The 19,816-nt window shown below is 61.8% G+C and carries 19 protein-coding genes; 11 read left to right on the top strand and 8 right to left on the bottom strand.

Annotated features, from left to right (window positions below):
- Positions 1 to 152 precede the first annotated feature (152 nt).
- Positions 153 to 965: a carbon-nitrogen hydrolase family protein gene (locus H2510_RS14195; protein ID WP_088944919.1), complete on the top strand. Its 813-nt coding sequence runs from the start codon at positions 153 to 155 to the stop codon at positions 963 to 965.
- Positions 962 to 2,662: an NAD(P)/FAD-dependent oxidoreductase gene (locus tag H2510_RS14190; RefSeq protein ID WP_186628963.1), complete on the top strand. Its 1,701-nt coding sequence runs from the start codon at positions 962 to 964 to the stop codon at positions 2,660 to 2,662. The genes H2510_RS14195 and H2510_RS14190 overlap by 4 nt, the downstream gene beginning before the upstream one ends.
- Before the next feature lie 17 nt (positions 2,663 to 2,679).
- Here the strand turns inward: H2510_RS14190 and H2510_RS14185 are convergent, their stop codons facing one another.
- Positions 2,680 to 3,159, bottom strand: coding sequence for an Lrp/AsnC family transcriptional regulator (locus H2510_RS14185; RefSeq protein WP_186628962.1), 480 nt, complete (start codon positions 3,157 to 3,159; stop codon positions 2,680 to 2,682).
- Positions 3,160 to 3,207: 48 nt separating this feature from the next.
- Entirely contained in the window at positions 3,208 to 4,368 is a 1,161-nt protein-coding gene (locus H2510_RS14180; RefSeq protein WP_186628961.1) for an FAD-binding oxidoreductase, read from the bottom strand.
- Positions 4,369 to 4,452: 84 nt separating this feature from the next.
- On the opposite strand from H2510_RS14180, the gene H2510_RS14175 reads away from it, so the two are divergent.
- Positions 4,453 to 5,232 (top strand): tyrosine-protein phosphatase, encoded by a 780-nt coding sequence (locus tag H2510_RS14175; protein WP_186628960.1) that lies wholly within the window; start codon positions 4,453 to 4,455, stop codon positions 5,230 to 5,232.
- A gap of 81 nt (positions 5,233 to 5,313) precedes the next feature.
- Positions 5,314 to 5,838, top strand: coding sequence for a peroxiredoxin (locus tag H2510_RS14170; protein WP_186628959.1), 525 nt, complete (start codon positions 5,314 to 5,316; stop codon positions 5,836 to 5,838).
- Here H2510_RS14170 and H2510_RS14165 read toward each other — a convergent pair.
- Complete coding sequence (locus H2510_RS14165) at positions 5,821 to 5,958, bottom strand: hypothetical protein (RefSeq protein WP_168708277.1); 138 nt, start codon at positions 5,956 to 5,958, stop codon at positions 5,821 to 5,823. The two genes, H2510_RS14170 and H2510_RS14165, sit on opposite strands and share 18 nt — an antisense overlap.
- 116 nt (positions 5,959 to 6,074) lie before the next feature.
- Here H2510_RS14165 and H2510_RS14160 point away from each other — a divergent pair, with 116 nt between their 5' ends.
- Positions 6,075 to 7,199, top strand: a complete 1,125-nt coding sequence (locus H2510_RS14160) for a class I SAM-dependent methyltransferase (RefSeq protein WP_186628958.1) — start codon at positions 6,075 to 6,077, stop codon at positions 7,197 to 7,199.
- 4 nt (positions 7,200 to 7,203) lie between these two features.
- Here H2510_RS14160 and H2510_RS14155 read toward each other — a convergent pair whose 3' ends face one another.
- Positions 7,204 to 7,626 carry a hypothetical protein gene (locus H2510_RS14155; protein WP_186628957.1) on the bottom strand — a complete coding sequence of 141 codons (423 nt, stop codon included), beginning with the start codon at positions 7,624 to 7,626 and terminating at the stop codon, positions 7,204 to 7,206.
- A 188-nt stretch (positions 7,627 to 7,814) separates the two neighbouring features.
- Between H2510_RS14155 and H2510_RS14150 the strand changes: the two genes are divergently transcribed.
- A complete protein-coding gene (locus H2510_RS14150) occupies positions 7,815 to 8,663 on the top strand; it encodes a Bax inhibitor-1/YccA family protein (protein WP_186628956.1) in 849 nt (282 codons plus the stop codon).
- 76 nt (positions 8,664 to 8,739) lie between these two features.
- Here H2510_RS14150 and H2510_RS14145 read toward each other — a convergent pair whose 3' ends face one another.
- The gene (locus H2510_RS14145) at positions 8,740 to 9,960 is read right to left on the bottom strand and encodes an acetyl-CoA C-acetyltransferase (protein ID WP_186628955.1); all 1,221 of its coding nucleotides are present in this window, start codon (positions 9,958 to 9,960) and stop codon (positions 8,740 to 8,742) included.
- Positions 9,961 to 10,029: 69 nt separating this feature from the next.
- A complete protein-coding gene (locus tag H2510_RS14140; protein WP_186628954.1) occupies positions 10,030 to 10,992 on the bottom strand; it encodes an SGNH/GDSL hydrolase family protein in 963 nt (320 codons plus the stop codon).
- A gap of 108 nt (positions 10,993 to 11,100) precedes the next feature.
- On the opposite strand from H2510_RS14140, the gene H2510_RS14135 reads away from it, so the two are divergent.
- The gene (locus H2510_RS14135) at positions 11,101 to 12,486 is read left to right on the top strand and encodes a cystathionine beta-synthase (protein ID WP_186628953.1); all 1,386 of its coding nucleotides are present in this window, start codon (positions 11,101 to 11,103) and stop codon (positions 12,484 to 12,486) included.
- Positions 12,487 to 12,545: 59 nt separating this feature from the next.
- Here the strand turns inward: H2510_RS14135 and H2510_RS14130 are convergent, their stop codons facing one another.
- Positions 12,546 to 13,733: an acyl-CoA dehydrogenase family protein gene (locus tag H2510_RS14130; RefSeq protein WP_315901376.1), complete on the bottom strand. Its 1,188-nt coding sequence runs from the start codon at positions 13,731 to 13,733 to the stop codon at positions 12,546 to 12,548.
- Positions 13,734 to 13,855: 122 nt separating this feature from the next.
- Here H2510_RS14130 and H2510_RS14125 point away from each other — a divergent pair, with 122 nt between their 5' ends.
- The 3 genes from H2510_RS14125 to H2510_RS14115 are packed head-to-tail and all read left to right on the top strand — an operon-like array spanning position 13,856 to position 17,236.
- Positions 13,856 to 15,061, top strand: coding sequence for a cystathionine gamma-synthase (locus tag H2510_RS14125; RefSeq protein ID WP_088944909.1), 1,206 nt, complete (start codon positions 13,856 to 13,858; stop codon positions 15,059 to 15,061).
- 8 nt (positions 15,062 to 15,069) lie between these two features.
- Positions 15,070 to 15,840 (top strand): glutamate racemase, encoded by a 771-nt coding sequence (locus H2510_RS14120; protein ID WP_186628951.1) that lies wholly within the window; start codon positions 15,070 to 15,072, stop codon positions 15,838 to 15,840.
- 58 nt (positions 15,841 to 15,898) lie between these two features.
- A complete protein-coding gene (locus H2510_RS14115; RefSeq protein WP_261392949.1) occupies positions 15,899 to 17,236 on the top strand; it encodes an MFS transporter in 1,338 nt (445 codons plus the stop codon).
- On the opposite strand, the gene H2510_RS14110 is transcribed toward H2510_RS14115, so the two are convergent.
- Positions 17,233 to 18,288, bottom strand: coding sequence for a ferredoxin--NADP reductase (locus tag H2510_RS14110; RefSeq protein WP_186628950.1), 1,056 nt, complete (start codon positions 18,286 to 18,288; stop codon positions 17,233 to 17,235). The genes H2510_RS14115 and H2510_RS14110 overlap by 4 nt on opposite strands.
- A gap of 251 nt (positions 18,289 to 18,539) precedes the next feature.
- Between H2510_RS14110 and mdo the strand changes: the two genes are divergently transcribed.
- On the top strand, positions 18,540 to 19,811 hold the full coding sequence (mdo, locus tag H2510_RS14105) for an NDMA-dependent methanol dehydrogenase (RefSeq protein ID WP_084348011.1): 1,272 nt from the start codon (positions 18,540 to 18,542) through the stop codon (positions 19,809 to 19,811).
- The last annotated feature ends 5 nt before the right edge of the window (positions 19,812 to 19,816 follow it).

The following is a 19,816-nucleotide window of genomic DNA, read 5'->3' as shown; positions in this document are numbered from 1 at the left end:
AGCGCTTTCTGGTAGTTCTTCAGGTACGTCCAGCGTCGTTGGTCGGATAATTGTCGATAGCGCTATGTTGCCCGCCCCAGCCTCGTTGGCGCACGATTATCGAACAAGCGCGCCTGCCTGCCGGACGCGAAACCTGCGGAAAGGACCAGCCGATGACTACCGCGGTACGAGTGTCGCTGTTTCAAGGCCCCGAACTGGCAGGCGACGTCGAGGCCAACCTCGCTGCGGTATCGCGCGCGGCCACTGCCGCAGCGGACGCAGGAGCGTCGATGCTCGTCACTCCAGAGATGTCTACGACTGGCTACGACGTCGGACGTCTCGTAGAAGCACGTGCCGAAGCGGCGGACGGGCCGATCTTCGATGCCGTCGCCGAGATCGCCCGAAGCTCCGGTCTCGTTGTGGTGTACGGGTATCCGGAGCGGAGCGAGGAAGGAATCTACGATTCGGTCCAGGTAGTGGGTAGCGACGGGTCAACCATGGCTCGATATCGCAAGACGCATCTGTTCGGTGAGCTCGATCGTGGGCACTTCGTTCCAGGCGACGAACTGGTCGTGCAGTTTCACTTCGGCGGGTTGATTTGCGGACTTCTTACCTGCTACGACGTGGAATTCCCCGAAGTCGTTCGTGCGCACGCCGATGCAGGAACCGAATGGTTGATCGTCCCTACTGGGCTGATGCACCCGTTCGACATGGTCGCCACACATGTCGTGCCGACTCGGGCCTATGAAAGTCAACTGTTCGTCACCTACGTGAATCGGTGCGGAATCGAGGGCGATCTGCAGTACTGCGGTCTCACCTGTGCCATAGCGCCCGACGGAACCGAACTCGGCCGTGCCGGCCGTGGGGAGGCTCTTGTCACGGTCGATATCGATCCCGGTGTACGTGGGAAGTCGAGGGAGATCAATACCCACTTGGGCGACCGGAGGCACGATCTCTACACCCAGGATGGGAAGAGTGGCGGATGAGCACCCCCGTCAGCCCGGACAGCACCGTCGAAGACGACCACGAGTTACCGCTGACCATGTTCGGTCCGGACTTTCCGTTTGCGTACGACGATTATCTGGCCCACCCGAACGGACTCGGCTCGGTGCCTGAATCGGCATACGGAACTGAGGTAGCAGTGATCGGTGGCGGTCTCGCGGGCATGGTCGCCGCGTACGAACTGATGAGAATCGGACTGAAACCGATTGTCTACGAGTCGGATCAGATCGGCGGTCGCATGCGGTCGGTGAAGTTCGACGGCCACCGCGGAGTAGTGGCCGAGATGGGCGCAATGCGATTTCCTCCTTCGTCGACTGCGCTGTTCCACTATCTGGATGCAATGGGTCTGCACACCGAGCCGTTCCCCAATCCGCTTGCCGAGGTCACCCCGAGCACCGTGATCGACCTCAAGGGTGTCAGCTACTACGCGCGCAGTCTCGACGATCTGCCCTCGGTGTTCGGCGAGGTTGCCCGAGCCTGGCAGCGGACTCTGGAACAGTATGCCGAACTGGTTCCCCTCCAGCGGGCGATCCGAGCGCGGGACACCCACGAGATCAAGCGGCTGTGGAACGAGATCGTAGTGCGGTTGGACGATCAGACATTCTATGGGTTTCTGGCCGAGTCCGAGCACTTCGGATCATTCCGTCTGCGAGAACTGTTCGGGCAGGTCGGTTTCGGCACCGGAGGGTGGGACACCGACTACCCCAACTCCATCCTGGAAATCCTTCGGGTCGTGGTGACCGCAGCGGACGACCACCATCGCGGCATCGTCGGTGGCGCTCAACAATTACCCCAACGACTCTGGACAAGCGCGGCGCCCGCGGCGCCCGCAGCACACTCAGCGCACTGGCCGGCGGGCACCACGGTCGCGTCGCTGAACGGAGGGACGCCGAGTCCGCGGGTGACCGAATTACGACGCGTCGCCGGTGCCGTGGTGGTGCACGACAGCGAAGGGGGAGTCCGTACCTACCCAGCGACAGTGGTGACCGCCCAGTCGTGGATGTTGCTCAGTAACATCGAATGTGACGACGATCTGCTTCCCATCGACCATTGGACGGCCGTCGAGCGGACGCATTACATGGGTTCGACCAAGGTGTTCGTGCTCGTGGACCGCCCGTTCTGGAAGGACAAGGACCCGCTCACCGGCCGCGACATCGTCAGTATGACGCTGACGGATCGGATGAGTCGGGGGACGTATCTGCTCGATCAGGGGGAGGGCAAACCGGGTCTGATCTGCCTCTCGTACACCTGGTCGGATGATTCCCTGAAGTTGTTGGCGCTGGACCCGGTCGAGCGGATGAACATCATGCTTCGTTCATTGGAGGGCATCTATCCGGGCGTCGACTTCCGAAGTCACATCATCGGAGATCCCGTCACCTTGTCGTGGGAGACCGAGCGGGACTTCATGGGAGCCTTCAAAGCCAACCTGCCCGGCCACTATCGATATCAGGAGCGATTGTTCTCGCATTTCTTGCAAGACGATTTCGATGAGCGGCATCGTGGGATCTTTTTGGCCGGAGACGACATTTCGTGGACCGCAGGGTGGGCCGAAGGTGCGATCCAGACTGCACTCAATGCGGTGTGGGGAGTGGTGCATCATCTCGGCGGTGAAACAGCGAAAACAAATCCTGGCCCGGGAGATGTGTTCGGTGATATTGGGCCACTTCGGTTGGGGGACTGAGGAATAGGAAGAAGTGGTCAGCTGCGCGGTGTGGTGGCGGCGCGATTCAGCAAGGGCCGGGTTCGATACGGAATCAGTTCGCTCATGGCGATGGACATGTTGGTGCGTTCCACTCCCGGAATCTTCAATATCAGTCCGGCGACTCGGTACAGATCATCGGCATCGACCGCGGCTATTCGAATGTGCATGTCCGACGCACCCGACAGGCCGAATACCTCGAGTACCTCCTCGATGGTGCGGAGATGATCGGTGACCTCGGCGAGTTTGTGCTGGTCGACACGGGTGGTCACGAAAGCCTGCAGTGCGTACCCGAGACTTCTCGGACGCACCCGATGATCGATGGAGGTGAGGGCGTCCTTCTCGTCCCAGCGGGTCAACCGAGCTTGCACGGTGTTCCGCGAGATTCCTAGATCTCCCGCGAGTTCTACGCCTGTGGCCCGTGGGCGATCGCACAACGCGAGCAACAAACGGGCATCCGTTCTGTCCAGATCGGTCATGCAGTCCACGATATGCGGAGTCCACGACGTGCGCGCCGAAAGGTGCGCTCAGGCCTCGGGTGGGACAGCGAAGTCGCGAGCAGGGGCGAGATCTGCGGCGGCCAGACCGCGATCGACGACGTCGGACGGCAGATCCGTTCCTCTGATCAGTGCAGCTCCGACGCGCGAGAGTGCGGAACACGTCTGGATGCCGTAACCGCCTTGTCCCGCACACCAGAAGAAACCGTCGACCCGCGGGTCGAATCCGACTACCGGCGTCCGATCCGCGACGAAGCTCCGAAGACCAGCCCAGGACGAGCGCACGTGGCGGGCGGTCAGAGTCGTGGTCTCGTGTATGGCGTCGAGGGCGCGGGCGATTTCGAGTTCGTCCGGCCGTGCATCGCTGGGTTCCACCGGTGTCTCATCGGCAGGTGAGCAGAGCAGCTGAGCACCCTCGGGCTTGATATAGAAGGATTCGTCGATGTCGCTGAGCGTGGGGAGCGCGTTCGTATCCATTTTCTCCGGGCCGCCGATCATGAAGATCGTTCGACGTAGTGGCCGTAGTCCGGATCGCTGCGCTCCGGCAAGGGTGGCGACCGAATCTGCCCAGGCTCCAGCAGCATTGACGACGATCTCGGCCCGACGTACTGTCCCGTCGCGCGAAGTCACGTGCCAGATCCCTTCGCGGCGTTGCAGGTTCACGACGCCGCTGTCGGTCTCGACATGACCACCGCGCTTGCGCAGGCCGCGGACGAAACCCTGGTGCAGGGCATGCACGTCGATCTGCATCGAACCAGGCTCGTGGAGTGCGAGATCGATGTGATCGGCCCGTAGCGGTGGGAACAGATCGTGGGCGTCACGAGAAGAAACGAGTTGCGCGTCCGGTGTCAGCGATCGGACTTGTTCGAACATGGACTCGAGGACAGCACCGCGTCCGCGGGCAGCGAACTGCAGGAACGAACGAGGAGAAAGTAGTTCGCTCTCGAAATGCACCGGCGGCTCGAGAAGGAAAGCTCTGCTTGCGCTCGTCAACGCTCGAATCGTCTTGTTGCCGTAGGTTTCGAGGAACAATGCGGCCGAACGTCCAGTGGTATGGAATGCGAGCGTCGACTCCTGTTCGAGAAGGCACACCGTACGGTCGGACGCGAGTTCATAGCCGATCGATCCGCCTCCGATACCGCCCCCGATGATGATTACGTCGTAGGTCCGGACCTCGGAGTTCGATGCCATACCTGCTGACGCTACCGCCCGACCGAGTTGCACGCCCGGACTGCGAGAATGTGACCGGTCCGAAGCATTGGTTATGGTCGTGCAATGCGAGAAGCGAGTACGAACGATCAGTTTCAGCTGTCGGGCGCATGGAACTTTCGTGACGTCGGAGGGGCACGGACAGCAGACGGCCTCGAAGTGCGTCGAGGGTTGCTCTACCGGTCGTCGGAACTGACTCGGCTCGATGCTCGTGGACACGAAGAGCTGACCCGGCTCGGCGTGAAGCAGGTCTTCGACCTGCGGGGTGAGACGGAGATCGAGAGAAGCGGAACCGACCGCGTTCCAGGCAGCATTCGTGTGCACAACGTTCCCTACGACAACCACAAGGGCGAAAAGGCCCCACATGAGTCGCGAATCACTGCGAGCGAGGACGCCCAACTCGATTACATGATGCGTGCCTATACCTCCTATGCGTCGCTCGAGGGCGCCCGTATCGCCATACGGAGCGTCGTCACGGCGCTGGGAACCGGTGAAGGACCGGTGCTGGTGCATTGTGCAGCAGGCAAGGATCGGGCTGGTTGGACTATTGCGACGGTGCTTCGCGCTGCCGGAGTCGACGACGCGCACATCGTCGCCGACTACCTACGCAGCAATGCCGCTGTCGGTTCCTTACGTGCCCACGTGCAGGCGACATTGGCAGCCCACGGAGACAGTGCACCGATCGAATTGTCCGATGCTCTTCTAGGGGTGACAGAGCGGTACTACCGGCACGGACTGGAGGCCGTCGAGCAAGTACACGGATCGTTCGATGGATATCTCGACGCGATCGGAATCGACGGAGACGACCTCCTCAGACTCCGATCGACGTTGCTCGTCGGAGCCTGAGATGCAGTTTCGGCCACTCTCGAATTGAATTTTGTACTGCTTCTCGACCGGCCCGCCGGGAGGTCACGTAGCCTCGTAGTCATGCGTACTGGCGATATCGCGCCGGATTTTCGACTCCCAGACCATCTGGGGAACGTCCGGAGCTTGAGTAAACTGCTGGTCGACGGCCCGGTGGTGCTTTTCTTCTACCCGGCTGCGACCAGTCCCGTATGCACCGCAGAAGCATGTCATTTCAGAGACCTCGGGGGTGCATTCGAGTCGTTCGGCGCTCAGCGAGTCGGAATCAGCACCGACACCACCGGTAAGCAGTCACACTTCGCGCTGCAGCGCTCGTTCGACTATCCGATGCTCGCCGATACCGACGGCTCGGTGGCCGAGCAATTCGGAGTGCGTCGCGGAGGGCCACTCGCAAGGCTGAGGCGAAGGAAGGACATCAGTCGGGGTAGGTCACACTCGGCGCGATTTTCGATGATCCGTCAGTTGCTGTCGGTCAAGCGGACAACATTTGTGATCGACACGAATCAGGTGGTCAGGCTGGTGGTCAGGAGCGAACGCTCACATGTCCACGCTGACAAGTCCTTGGACTATCTACGCTATTTGTCCTGACGGGGTTTCGCCGCTGAACAGTGTGGTGTAGACGGCAGGCTTCTTGTTTTCGGCAGGTGCATCATCCGACGCGTCTTCCACGTGGCTGAACAGCGCTTCGATCTTTTTCGGTTGTTCCATTCGACGAGCATGCTCCCGATCGGCCGAAAATGCCATTCGGACTCGCTGATGACGTGTCGAAATTATTGACGTTCAACGTGTTTGGATATGCATTCCAGGGGTGAAACACTGGTCGGATGCACGAATTGGAATCCGTCCTCGCCGGCCTACGGCGATTTCCCGACACCGAAGCACCCAACCTCTTCGCCGTAGACCCCACAGATCGCCTGTTGCTCGACTCGGTACCTGCTGCGTTGCAGGTGAACCCTGACGTGCAGATCGCGGTTGTGGGTGACCGTTACGGCGCCCTCACGCTCGGCGCTGCTGTGCAGTTCGGGGCCACCGACATTCGAGTACATCAGGACTCGTCGACCAGTGAGGCCGCCTTGGCACGTAATGCCGCAGCGGTAGGACTGTCGGAGGTGTACGGCAACTTCTCGCTGGGTGAGGACCTTCTGCAGACTGCTGACGTCGTTTTGTTGCAACTGCCCCGCAGCATCGCCGAGCTGACCGAGGTGATCGAAGTCATCGCCGCCTACGCGCCGAACGACGTGCTGGTCCTTGCCGGTGGTCGCGACAAACACATGTTCCCGGCTATGAACGACATCCTGCGCAAGAATTTCGAGACGTTCAGCGCGGGGCGGGGCAGGCAGAAGTCGCGGGTGTTGTCCGCGGCGACACCGATTCGTTCGACGTCGCGTACGTACCCGGTCACTCAGACGTTGGAAGACATCGGCTTGACGGTGGTAGCCCACGGTGCTGTGTTCGCCGGGTCAACGCTCGACATCGGAACCCGTTTTCTTCTCGAGCACGAGAGAAAAATGAAGCGTGATGCGCAAGTTGTCGTCGATCTCGGTTGTGGCACAGGAATTGTCGCGTGCATGCTCGCGCGTGAGCGCAAGGGAGTTCGCGTGCTGGCCACCGATCGCTCGACGGCGGCCGTCGATTCCGCCCGCGCGACGGCCGAGGCGAACGGCCTTGCCGTGGAGGTCCTTCGGGACGACGCCATGGCAACGCTGGAAGACGATTCGGTAGACCTCATCGTATGCAACCCGCCCTTTCACGAGGGCGCGGCGGTGCACACCGGTGGGGCCGAGAAGCTCTTCGCTGCAGCCGGTCGGGTTCTGCGGCCCGGCGGTGAGTTGTGGACCGTATACAACTGGCACTTGAACTATCGGGCTGCGCTCGCGAAGGCTGTCGGGCCGACCGAAGTGAGGGGTAAGAACAAGAAGTTCACCGTCACTCGGTCGACCGTCGCCTGATCGGCTAGGTGACGGGGCCGCCGTCTTCGGGGGTCCCGTCGATCTGACCGCGATTACGCCCGCGATCCTCGATCAAGGTTCCTTCGACGATCTCGGCCTGTCGCTGACCGTCCGCGTAGTCGATATCGGGATCCTCGTCGGATTCGAGGATCACATGGTCGACCAGTTCCTCGGTCAACTCTGCGTCGGGAGTTTCGGCAACCGAACGTGCCTCGGATTCCAGCGCGATGTCCGGTTCTTCTTCGGACAGCTTCTCCTCCAAGCTCTCACCTTCGAGAGCTTCTTCGGCGGTGGTCCCGAACTTGTCTGCTTCACTCCAGTGGTCCGGTGCGTCCACGACCGTGTCGCCGTCGTCGTTGCGCAGTTCGTCCGAGTCCAAGCTTTCGCTCTGATCGAGGGTCTGTCCGGGTCCGTCTTCGATGCTCATGCACTCCATACTGCACGGCTGAATTTGCCGCTTGTGCGAGCGACCCACCGTGCGGGCCGGTAAAGTCCGAATTGTCCGAACATATCGGGTCCGACTGGGAACTTTTGTCCGGATGTGGAACGTTCTTCATATAAGTGCCCGGGGACTTCCTCGCGGTCTGCTCGATACGACGAAGGGAAAGAGACACGGTGCGCACCTCCAGCAACCCGGTGTTCCGCAACCTGCCCAAGCAGGAGGGCGGCGGATACGCCACTTTCGGCACTGCGACGGCTGGTGCCTCGCAGGCCACACAGCAGTTCGGGCAGCCGGGTACGCAGCCTGAGCCGTATCGGACGGGTCCCACTTCGCGGGCGATGACGATCGACGATGTCGTCACCAAGACGGGCATCACACTCGGTGTGCTGTCGATCACCGCGATCATCTCGTACCTGCTCGTCGACAGCAACACCGACCTGGCCGCACCGTTCGTCATCGGCGGCGGACTCGTCGGTCTCGGCCTCGTGTTGTTCGCGACGTTCGGCCGCAAAATGGACAACAAGGCCATCGTGCTGGCCTACGCGGTAGCCGAGGGTTTCTTCCTGGGTGCGTTGTCCTTCATGTTCACGAGTATCGAATTCGGGGGTGTGGGCGGTAGCACTCTCATCGCCCAGGCGGTTCTCGGCACGTTCGGCGTCTTCTTCGGCATGCTGGTGGTCTACAAGACCGGCGCTATCCGGGTCACCCCGCGATTGACGCGGATGATTGTCGGCGCTCTCATCGGCGTAGTCGTGCTGGCGCTGGGCAACCTGGTGGCGAGCTTCTTCACCGCAGGCGGACTGGGTCTGCGCGACGGTGGCACTGTGGCCATCATCTTCAGCCTCGTCTGCATCGGTATTGCGGCATTCAGCTTCCTGCTCGATTTCGATCAGGCCGATCAGTTGATCCGCGCGCAGGCTCCCGAGAAGGCAGCGTGGGGCGTAGCTCTCGGATTGACCATCACCTTGGTCTGGCTCTACGTCGAGATCTTGCGTCTGCTGAGCTACTTCAACAACGACTGATACTCATGAGAAAGGCCCCGCACTCCATCGGAGTGCGGGGCCTTTCTCATGAGAGTGGAAACCAGGGACATCCCGATCAGCTGAGGCGTTCCAGAACCATTGCCATTCCCATGCCGCCGCCGACACACATGGTCTCGACGCCGAATGTCTTGTCCTGGGTCTTCAGGTTGTTCAGCAGTGTCGTGGTGATACGAGCACCGGTCATCCCGAAGGGGTGTCCGATGGCGATAGCGCCACCGGAGATGTTGAGCTTGTCGTGATCGATGCCGAGATCACGCGCAGATCCGAGAACCTGGACCGCAAACGCTTCGTTGATCTCGAAGAGGTCGATATCGGAGATCGACATTCCGGCGATCGAGAGCGCCTTGCGGGTTGCTTCGATAGGGCCGAGACCCATGATCTCGGGCGAGGTGCCGGTGACACCCGTGGAGACGATGCGCGCGAGAGGCGTCAGGCCGAGTGCCTTTGCCTTCGTATCACTCATGATCACCAGTGCGGCTGCACCATCGTTGAGCGGGCAAGCATTGCCTGCGGTGATGGTTCCGTTCGGACGAAAGACCGGCTTGAGCTGACTGATCTTCTCGTAGGTCGTCCCTGCACGCGGGCCGTCGTCCGTCGAGACGACTGTGCCGTCGGGCAGCGTGACCGGGGTGATTTCACGCTCGAAGAATCCGCTGGCAATGGCTTCTTCGGCACGATTCTGGCTCCGCACGCCCCAGTGATCCTGGTCCTCGCGGCTGATGCCGGTGACGAGCGCAACGTTTTCGGCGGTCTGACCCATCGCGATGTACGCGTCGGGGAGGTTGCCGTTCTCGCGGGGATCGGTCCAGCTGTCTGCGCCCTCTTCCTGCGTCTTCTTGGTGCGTGCCTCGGCATCGGCGAAGAGCGGGTTGTGGCTCTGCGGAAGCGAATCGGAGTTGCCGTGAACGAAGCTCGAAACACTCTCGACGCCTGCAGAGATGAAGACATCTCCTTCGCCGGCCTTGATCGCGTGCATGGCCATGCGAGTGGTCTGCAGCGAAGAAGAACAATAGCGGGTGATGGTCGTACCGGGCAGCGAGTCGTAACCGAGAAGAACAGCGACGATCCGCGCGAGGTTGTTGCCCTGCATTCCGCCGGGAAGGCCACAGCCGAGGAGCAGGTCATCGATGTCGGTCGGGTCGAGCTCGGGAACCTTGGCGAGTGCTGCGGCCACCATCTGCACGGTCAAGTCATCGGAACGAATGTCCTTGAGCGATCCCTTCATCGCGCGGCCGATAGGTGAACGAGCGGTACTGACGATTACTGCCTCTGGCATGAAATCTCCTTTGTTGGCTGCTGACTGCGGGAATTGCGCAAGCAGGCATTGGATGCATCGAACATATCGCTAGCCGTTCTGTGCCTCTATTTCGGCACCTCGACGGCGCAGAAACCTTTCGATCGACGCGGTTGCCCGAGGCCCGAACCTGCGAGACTCTACTGCCGCGGATACCTCGGGCAGCTGGGGTAGTGGTCCGCCGCGCCATTCGCCGAGCGCGGCCGCCAGGACAGGAAGCAACTGACGTGCCGCTAATTCGTAGCCCGCCGCCGACGGGTGGAACCGATCGGCAGAGAACATGGTCTCCGGCGCCGCAAGGAACTCTGGTGCGAGTAAATCCGCCAAGGCAACCGGGTGACCGCCGGCGGACAAGGTGGCCGCTGACTGTGCGCGAGCGAGTCGGAGGCCCCAGTTCCGCACGACGGTGCGCAGCGGTTGCGGAATGGCTGTGACCACTCCGAGGTCGGGGCACGTTCCGACCACCACCACAGTTCCCTGCGCAGTCAGGCGACCCACCGCGTCACCGAGTCGCGTCGCCGAGGCGCTGATCGAGAATTTTTTGGTGACATCGTTGGCGCCGATGAGAATGACAACGGCGTCGGGCGCAGGACCGGCGACGAACATCGCGTCGACCTGACCTTCGAGACCTTTCGATGTTGCACCAGCAATTGCTTTGGTGCTCAGTCTTATTCGCTTGTCCGTCTCCTCGGCCAACCCGCGGGCCACGAGGACTCCTGGCACCTCCTCCGCGACGGCGCAGCCAACGCCTGCAGCGGTGGAGTCACCGAAGACCATCAGGTGAATATCGGCCGAGACTCCGGGCCGCCAGCGCTGCGGGGTCGGTGATCCCGCGGTATAGATGCCGTCGGCTTCGGGAGGTTTGGTCACGTTCCGTCCGATGACACCTCGCGCGGAACTTGCCTGGGACATCAGAGCCTTGTACGCAGCCCAGGACGCAGTGCCGGCGGAGGAGCCTGCCAATACGGTTGCGGCACCTGCTTTGGCGGCCGTTTGCCATCGATTCACAGGCACTCGAGGTCCTTTTCTTTCTGCGCCATGCCGTCCATCGTATGCAACGAACTAGACGTGCCTCGGCGGTACCGAGAAGCCGCCCGCAGTGGCGTCTGGGAAGATGTAGGAATGCGCATTGCTCAGCACGTCACCGAACTCATCGGCAACACTCCGTTGGTCAAGCTGTCCTCCGTTGTCGGCGACAACGCAGGGACGGTCGCAGCCAAGATCGAATACCTCAACCCGGGTGGCTCGTCCAAGGACCGCATCGCGGTCAAGATGATCGATGCCGCCGAAGCTGCAGGTGAACTGAAGCCAGGTGGGACGATCGTCGAGCCCACCTCCGGTAACACCGGTGTCGGGTTGGCTCTGGTAGCTCAGCAGCGGGGTTACAAGTGCGTCTTCGTCTGCCCCGACAAGGTCGGGGAGGACAAGCGCAACGTCCTCCGTGCGTACGGCGCCGAGGTCGTGGTCTGCCCGACTGCCGTCGCGCCGGAGGATCCGAACAGCTACTACAGCGTCTCCGATCGTCTCGTGCGGGAAATCGACGGAGCCTGGAAGCCGAATCAGTACGCCAACCCGGCAGGCCCCCAGAGCCACTACGAGACCACCGGCCCCGAGATCTGGGCCGATACAGACGGCAAGATCACCCACTTCGTTGCGGGAGTCGGTACCGGCGGCACCATCTCCGGCACAGGCAAGTACCTCAAGGAGATGTCCGGCGGCAAGGTCAAGGTCGTCGGCGTCGACCCTGAAGGTTCGGTCTACTCCGGCGGTACCGGCCGTCCGTACCTCGTAGAGGGCGTCGGCGAGGACTTCTGGCCGACCGCGTACGACCCGTCGATCCCCGACGAAATCATCGCAGTATCCGATGCGGACTCGTTCGACATGACACGACGGTTGGCTCGGGAAGAAGGCCTGCTGGTCGGCGGATCCTGCGGCATGGCAGTGGTAGCTGCGATCAAGGTTGCCGAGCGTGAAGGCCCCGATGCGCTCGTCGTCGTGCTCTTGCCCGACGGTGGCCGCGGTTACCTGGCAAAGATCTTCAACGACGACTGGATGTCCTCGTACGGATTCCTGCGTTCACGTCTCGACGGTAATACCGATGAGCCGTCGGTCGGCGATGTCCTGCGCGGCAAGTCCGGTGCATTACCGGCGCTGGTGCACACGCATCCGTCGGAGACGGTCCGAGACGCCATCGAGATTCTCCGTGAATACGGGGTCTCGCAGATGCCGGTCGTCGGCGCCGAGCCGCCCGTCATGGCAGGAGAGGTTGCAGGAAGCGTCACCGAGCGCGATCTGCTCAGCGCAGTCTTCGAAGGACGCGCGGCACTCGCCGATCCGGTAGCCAAGCATATGAGCGAGCCGTTCCCGCTCATCGGAGCAGGCGAGCACGTATCCGACGCGACGAAGGCGCTGGGGGAGACCGATGCCCTCATGGTCGTCGAAGAAGGCAAGCCGGTTGGCGTCATCACCCGCCACGATCTTCTCGGATTCCTCAGCAAGGGCGCATAGCCCCACGTGAGTGGAATTTCCCGCCTCGGGCGCAAATTCCACTCACGTGCGCCGAGCACCTATCGGACCGCGCTCGACCCGGTCAGTGCCTGGCCCACCACCAATTGATGTACCTCGGACGTGCCCTCGTAGGTGAGGACGGACTCGAGGTTGTTGGCGTGCCGTAGCACCGGGTACTCCAGCGTGATTCCGTTGGCGCCCAAAATTGTTCGACATTCACGGGCGATCTTGATCGCCTCCCGCACATTGTTGAGTTTGCCGACCGATACTTGCTCACCGCGCAGTTCGCCCTTGTCCTTCAGGCGCCCGAGGTGGAGTGCGAGGAGTTGACCCTTGCCGAGCTCCAGGGCCATGTTCGCAAGCTTTGCCTGGGTCAGCTGGTAGGCGGCCAGGGGCTTGTCGAACACCTCTCGTGTCTGGGCATACTCGATCGCCGATTCCATGCAATCGCGGGCCGCTCCCATGGCACCGAAAATGATGCCGAAGCGGGCCTCGTTGAGGCACCCGAGCGGGCCGCTGAGCCCGCGGGCCTCGGGGAGCATCGCGTCGTGGGGAAGCCTGACGTCCTCGAGTACGAGTTCACCGGTGATGGACGCGCGAAGCGACAACTTGTTCTTTACGGTGTTCGCGGTGAAGCCCGGAGTGTCCGTCGGTACGACGAAGCCGCGAATTTTGTCATCGGTCTGTGCCCAGACGACTGCGACATCGGCGATCGGGCCGTTGGTGATCCACATCTTGCTGCCGTTGAGGATCCAGTCGCTACCGTCCTTTTTCGCTCTGGTCCTCATGCCGCTGGGGTTCGAGCCGAAGTCCGCCTCGGTCAACCCGAAGCATCCGATGCTCGACCCCTCGGCCATCGACGGGAGCCAATGCTGCTTCTGCTCTTCGGAGCCGAACTTCCAGATCGCGAACATCGCCAGCGAACCTTGCACAGAGACGAGGCTGCGAATCCCGGAGTCCATCGCTTCGAGTTCCATACAGGCCAATCCATATGCAGTCGCTGAGGTACCAGCGCAGCCGTAGCCCTCCAGGTGCATCCCGAGCAGGCCGAGTGAGCCCAGTTCCTTCGCAAGCTCACGAGCGGGGACAGTGCCCGCCTCGTACCATTCCGCCAAGTGCGGGCGGATGCGCTCGTTGCCCAACTTGCGGACCGTCTCGCGAATCTGACGTTCTTCGGAGTCCAGGAGCGAGTCGAGAGCGAACAATTCTTCGACGCTCTGCGAGCTGCGGGGTGTCGAGTCGGCCACGGTGTGCCTCGTTTCTTCCGGCGGTGTTCTCCGCTGGCTTGAATGAGTGTTGCCGCCGAAAATCTCGTGCGGCTGAGTCTCCCGCAGGCTACCCATTTCCTGCACCTATTAGTCTGGAAGCCATGAGTGAGCAGCGCAGCAAGGCAGACAGCACGTCCGGGAGCGGAGCTAGCGGAACGACCCAGGGTGATAAGCAGGGGTTTTCCACCAAGGCGGTGCACGCGGGGTACGAGCCCGACCCGTTGACCGGTGCGGTCAACGTGCCTATCTATGCAAGCTCGACGTTCGCTCAGGACGGCGTCGGCGGCATGCGTAGTGGGTTCGAGTACGCCCGTACTGGAAACCCGACGCGTCGGCCGCTCGAAGCCAACCTTGCCGCGATCGAATCCGGCACCTACGGCCGAGCGTTCTCGTCGGGCATGGCGGCCACGGACTGCCTCCTTCGTGCGACCCTGCGACCCGGTGACCACCTCGTCATCCCGAACGATGCTTACGGCGGCACCTTCCGCCTGATCGACAAGGTCTTCACCCAGTGGGGTATCGAGTACTCCGTCGCTGCAGTGTCCGATGTCGATGCCGTTCGTCAGGCGATCCGTCCGAATACCAAGCTGGTGTGGGTGGAGACACCGACCAACCCGCTGCTCAACATCGGCGACATCGAGGCACTCGCAGAAGTTGCTCACGGCTCGAACGCGAAGCTGGTCGTGGACAATACTTTCGCCTCGCCCTACTTGCAGCAGCCACTTGCGCTCGGTGCAGACGTCGTGTTGCATTCGACGACGAAATACATCGGCGGACACTCGGACGTCGTCGGCGGGGCACTGATCACCGATGACGAAGAGCTCGACGCGGCCTTCGCGTTTCTGCAGAACGGGGCCGGTGGAGTGCCAGGACCGTTCGACGCATTTTTGACCCTGCGCGGCATCAAGACGCTCGCGTTGCGAATGGAGCGTCACAGCGACAATGCCGAGAAGCTCGTCGAGATGCTGAACAGTCACCCGGCGATCTCACAGGTCATCTATCCCGGATTGCCGGAACACCCTTCGCATCACGTCGCGGCAAAGCAGATGCGACGCTTCGGCGGCATGATTTCGGTGCTGCTCGGCGGCGGTCAGCAGGCAGCGCTCGACTTCTGCGCTCGCACCGAGATCTTCACCCTCGCGGAGTCCCTCGGTGGTGTGGAATCACTTATCGAACACCCCGGAGCCATGACTCATGCATCGACGGCAGGGTCGCTGCTCGAGGTTCCCGATAATCTCGTTCGCTTGTCGGTAGGTATCGAAGACGCTGCTGATCTCATCGGCGATCTCGAGCAGGCACTCGGCTGACACACGCAGTGATAGTCGGACTGATCGACTCGGGGCTCGGTTTGCTGCCGACGGCTGCACGCTTGAGGGAGCTGCGTCCCGAGCTCGATCTGATTCTGCTGATGGATCCCGACGAGGCCCCATGGGGCCCGAAGCCTGATGCATGGGTGATCGATCGCGTGGTGAATGCTGCCGATCGCGCCGTGTCATCGGGAGCCGAGGTGATCGTGTTGCCATGCAACACCGCGAGTGTGACTGCCTTGGCGCATGTACGACGCCACCTCGGTGACGCGATTCCGGTGATCGGCACCGTCCCAGCTATCAAACCTGCTGCGGCAGCAAGCGATCGGATCGCGATCTGGGCAACGGCCGCAACGACGGCCAGTGCGTATCAAGCGCGCTTGATAGAGGAGTTCGCGACGGGCCGGTCCGTAACCTCGGTCGCGTGTCACGGTCTCGCGGACTCCATCGACCGGGGCGAGACGGAGGCGATCTCGGCGGCGATCCGCACTGCGGTCGCTGCTACGCCGACAGATGTCGATGCCGTAGTTCTCGGTTGTACTCACTATCCGTTGGTATCGAACGAAATCACTTCTCTGTTGCCGGACAACGTGCGCCTGTTCGACAGCGCAGAAGCCGTTGCCCGGCAGACACTTCGGCGGATCGACTCGGTGGGCGACTTCGCTGCCGGGTCGAGTGAGCTGACAGTATTCCTCAGCGGCCGTGCAGGGGAGCTTCCAGCCAGTGCGCTCGCGCACCGCGAAGGCCGGTTGTTGAGCGAACAGTCGATCCACCAGTGAGCGTGCGGGCCGCGCTTTCGGCACCGGAGACCAGGCAGGTATACCGTTAGTTAAAGCAATGATCGTAGCTTTAGCGGAAGTAGGGACCTACGTGGTCAACGTCGAGTCGGACATCGCCATTTCCCCTCGCACCAGGATGCCGCGTCGACTGCCCCACGGTGTCGCGTTCTGGGTCGTAGGTCTGACCTACCTCGTAACCATGGCGACCTCGGCAGCACCGTCCCCGCTCTACCCGATCTATCAGAGCAACTGGGGCTTCTCCTCGACGACATTGACCGTGGTTTTCGCGGTCTACGCGTTGGCGCTGCTTGCAGCTCTGCTCACCGTCGGGGGTCTGTCCGATCACGTAGGGCGGAAGCCGATTCTGGTGGGTTCGGTCGCTCTTCTCGTGGTCAGCCTGCTGCTCTTCATCGTGGCCGACGGCGTTGCAGGTCTGATCGCCGCGCGCATCGTGCAAGGACTTGCCGCGGGTGCCGCAATCGGCGCGATGAATGCAGCAGTGGTCGATCTCCAGCCGTCGAACACTGCTGGTCCGCTCGTGAACAGCGTCGCACCCTCGCTGGGTTTGGCCTCGGGCGCGCTCGGCGCCGGATTGCTGGTGCAACTCGCCCCGGCCCCGACGGTCCTCGTGTACGCCATGCTCATCGGAGCGCTGGTAGTTCTCGCTGTCGCCCTTGCGTTCCTACCCGAAACATCCGCGCTCCGAGGAGTGGAGTCGAAGCGGCATCTTGCACGTTTGGTGCTCCCGCGGATGGCGGTACCAGCAGACATCAGGACACCATTCCTTTTGATCGTTCCCGCCCTCGTCGCAACGTGGTCCTTGGGCGGATTTCATCTTTCCCTAGGTTCGTCGATCATCCGGTCGGTCTTCGGAATCGACAATCACATCATCGGCGGACTCGAAAGCTTCGCGCTCTTCTTTTCCGGATCCCTGGCCGCCGCGTTCGTGCGACATCGCACACCGCGCACCGTCATGATCGCCGGTGCCCTCGTCCTGGCAACCGGCGTGGCAATTTCCCTTGTCGCAGTGAGCACCTCGATAGTCGCGCTCTACTTCATCGGCACCGCCGTCGCAGGTGCAGGGTGGGGCAGCGCATTTCTCGGAGCCATGCGCACGCTCGGCGCAATCGTCCCCGCAGCCGATCGTGGAAGCATGTTCGCCACGACCTTCGCCATCAGCTACCTGGCCTTCAGCCTGCCCGCCGTCGTAGGAGGATTTGCGGTACACCTCTTCGGTTTGGAGCAGACGGCCCTCGCGTACGGCGGATTCGTGATCCTGCTGGCCATGATCTCGGCCGTCGGATTCGGCATCACATCACGGCGCGAAAGGAGTCGAAGCAGTCCGATCGAAGGGGCCGGTAACTTTCCCGACGCTGAAGTGTCGACGGGTGTCTAGAACTCGATTTTCAGGTGGTCGCTGACCGGGTGAGCTTGGCAGCCGAGGATCAAGCCCTCGGCTATGTCATCGTCGTCGAGGACTTCGCAGTTGTCCATCGTCACTTCGCCGGCGGAGAGGGTGCATGCGCAGGATCCGCATTCGCCCTCTCTGCAGGAGTACGGGACGTCGAGTCCGCCAGCCAGCATCACGTCCACGAGTGTCTGTTTCCGTGGCCACGAGAGGGTATGAGTTTCGCCGTCGAGTTCGACCTCGACGGTTGCAGCGGACGCAGTGTCATCGTCGGTCAGTTCGATCTCGGGGGCGTCGGTGAACGGGTCCCCGGCCAGGGAGAGGAACACCTCGCTGTGCACGTTCTCGCGGGGGAACCCGCCCGAGGAGAGGGCCTTGTGCACCGCGTCCATGAAGGGCGCGGGCCCACACATGAACGCGCGGTACTCGCGGAACGGTGCTGCGAATGTTGCGAGTTGATCGACCGTCGGAATGCCCTGCAGTGATTCGAGCCAGTGCAAGACGACGAGCCGGCTGGGATATTCGGTTGCGAGAGCCCGAAGTTCTTCGGCAAAGATGACCGAGTCCCCATCGCGATTGGCGTAGAAGAGGAAGACCTTCCCGGTGCCCTCTCCCAATGCGGACTTCAGAATCGAAATCACCGGCGTGATTCCCGATCCTGCGCCGAACAGCAGGAAGTCATCGTCCAGATCGGCAGGGGTGAACCTTCCCGACGGGGGGAGCACCTCGATGGTGTCGCCGGCCTTCACGTTGTCGCATACCCAGTTGGATCCGTAACCGTCGGCCGTGCGCTTGATCGTCACCTTGGGGAGAGCGTCGCGGTGCGGTGAGCTCGCCAAGGAATAGCACCGGGCGACCGAGCCGGTCCGGTCGCTCGGAATACGCAGGGTGAGGAACTGCCCGGGCTTGTATGCGAATTTGTCCTTGGCGTCTTCGGGGATATCGAAGACGATCGACCGGGCATCGGCCGATTCTACGATTACATCCGCCACCGTGAGCAGTACGGATCTGGAGCCGTGGGGCACATCGACTGTCGTCATTCGGTGGTGTCCTCTCGATCAATTGTAACGTGTTCTAGTTTAGCAATCTCGTCTCCCTTCTGTCGATCTTCACATGTCCTGTTCGGCCGAGCAGCACCCCGCCCTGCCCGATCGGGTAGTTCACGGTCGGCGAAGGCAGGGTTCGCGTCGGTATCTGTTCACACAGCGCGTTCGGGCGGACAGAGTTGTCGTCAGTGAGACGCCGATCACAGCCGGTGTCCACGCAATCAATTCACACCGAGGAGATACCGATGGCAATCGAGCTCAATCAGATCTGGGAGTTTCCGATCAAGGAGTTCCACCCGCTGCCCCGCGCCAAGCTGGGAGTCGGTGCCCACGACATGCTCGGTGTCGAGGCCAAAGAACTCGGATTCAAGCGCGCCTTGCTCGTTACCACCGGACTCCGCGGATCCGGCATCATCGAGGAACTGATCGGCAAGATCGAATACCAGGGCGTCGAGGTTGTTCTCTACGACAAGATCGAGAGCAACCCGAAGGACTACAACGTCATGGACGGTGCCGCTCTGTACCAAAAGGAAAAGTGCGACAGCGTCATCTCGGTAGGTGGCGGCTCCAGCCACGACGCAGCCAAGGGTATCCGCGTCGTCGTCGCTCATGACGGCCGAAACATCAACGAGTTCGAGGGATTCTCCAAGTCCACCAACAAGCAGAATCCGCCGCATATCGCCGTATCCACCACGGCCGGAACCGGTTCGGAGACTTCCTGGGCCTACGTGATCACCGATACTTCCAACATGGACAAGCCGCACAAGTGGCTTGCCTTCGACGAGGCGTCGACTCCGACTCTGGCACTCGATGATCCGCTCCTGTACTACACCTGCCCGCAACAGTGGACGGCATTCTGTGGATTCGACGTCCTCGCCCACGGGGCTGAGCCGTACGTGTCGCGTTTGGACTTTGCGCCCTCACTGGGCAATGCCATCTACTCGATCGGCCTGGTGTCCAAGCATCTTCGCGAGGCCGTCTACGACCCGGGCAATTTGAAGGCTCGCGAGGGCATGATGAACGCCCAGTACATTGCGACTCAGGCGTTCAACTCCGGCGGCCTCGGCGTCATCCACTCCATCTCGCATGCCATCAGCGCCTTCTACGACAGCGCGCATGGACTGAACAACGCCATCGCCCTGCCGCGGGTGTGGGAGTACAACCTGCCCTCTCGCTACAAGCGCTACGCCGAAATTGCCGTAGCCATGGGCGTCGACACCAAGAACATGACCACGGTTCAGGCCGCCGATGCCGCTGTCGAGGCCGCGATTCGACTCGCCAAGGATGTCGGTATCCCCGACAACTTCGGCTCCATCCGATCGGCAACCTACGGCAAAAACCGGATGAACACCGGAAAATACGCAGGCAAGGGCGACGTGATCAAGGGCGACGAGAAGTCGGTACTCAAGATCTCCGAGCACGTCCAGGACGATTGGTGCACACCGGGCAATCCTCGGGAAGTCACCGTCGAGTCCATGCTCCCGGTCATCTCACACGCCATCAACGAGTCCTACTAGTCGGC

It is taken from the genome of Rhodococcus sp. BP22 (genome assembly GCF_014281965.1).
Taxonomy (GTDB): Bacteria; Actinomycetota; Actinomycetes; order Mycobacteriales; family Mycobacteriaceae; genus Rhodococcoides.
Note: the sequence above shows the minus strand (reverse complement) of the source record. Positions and strands in the feature narration are given on the sequence as shown.

What these genes read in the sequence shown, in the direction of transcription:
- H2510_RS14190 (WP_186628963.1), top strand. Translation starts at nt 962, where the DNA reads ATGAGCACCCCCGTCAGCCCGGACAGCACCGTCGAAGACGACCACGAG.
- H2510_RS14180 (WP_186628961.1), bottom strand. Translation starts at nt 4,368, where the DNA reads ATGGCATCGAACTCCGAGGTCCGGACCTACGACGTAATCATCATCGGG.
- H2510_RS14115 (WP_261392949.1), top strand. Translation starts at nt 15,899, where the DNA reads ATGATCGTAGCTTTAGCGGAAGTAGGGACCTACGTGGTCAACGTCGAG.
- H2510_RS14170 (WP_186628959.1), top strand. Translation starts at nt 5,314, where the DNA reads ATGCGTACTGGCGATATCGCGCCGGATTTTCGACTCCCAGACCATCTG.
- H2510_RS14175 (WP_186628960.1), top strand. Translation starts at nt 4,453, where the DNA reads ATGCGAGAAGCGAGTACGAACGATCAGTTTCAGCTGTCGGGCGCATGG.
- H2510_RS14195 (WP_088944919.1), top strand. Translation starts at nt 153, where the DNA reads ATGACTACCGCGGTACGAGTGTCGCTGTTTCAAGGCCCCGAACTGGCA.
- mdo (WP_084348011.1), top strand. Translation starts at nt 18,540, where the DNA reads ATGGCAATCGAGCTCAATCAGATCTGGGAGTTTCCGATCAAGGAGTTC.
- H2510_RS14135 (WP_186628953.1), top strand. Translation starts at nt 11,101, where the DNA reads ATGCGCATTGCTCAGCACGTCACCGAACTCATCGGCAACACTCCGTTG.
- H2510_RS14145 (WP_186628955.1), bottom strand. Translation starts at nt 9,960, where the DNA reads ATGCCAGAGGCAGTAATCGTCAGTACCGCTCGTTCACCTATCGGCCGC.
- H2510_RS14160 (WP_186628958.1), top strand. Translation starts at nt 6,075, where the DNA reads ATGCACGAATTGGAATCCGTCCTCGCCGGCCTACGGCGATTTCCCGAC.
- H2510_RS14110 (WP_186628950.1), bottom strand. Translation starts at nt 18,288, where the DNA reads ATGACGACAGTCGATGTGCCCCACGGCTCCAGATCCGTACTGCTCACG.
- H2510_RS14155 (WP_186628957.1), bottom strand. Translation starts at nt 7,626, where the DNA reads ATGAGCATCGAAGACGGACCCGGACAGACCCTCGATCAGAGCGAAAGC.
- H2510_RS14185 (WP_186628962.1), bottom strand. Translation starts at nt 3,159, where the DNA reads ATGACCGATCTGGACAGAACGGATGCCCGTTTGTTGCTCGCGTTGTGC.
- H2510_RS14125 (WP_088944909.1), top strand. Translation starts at nt 13,856, where the DNA reads ATGAGTGAGCAGCGCAGCAAGGCAGACAGCACGTCCGGGAGCGGAGCT.
- H2510_RS14165 (WP_168708277.1), bottom strand. Translation starts at nt 5,958, where the DNA reads ATGGAACAACCGAAAAAGATCGAAGCGCTGTTCAGCCACGTGGAAGAC.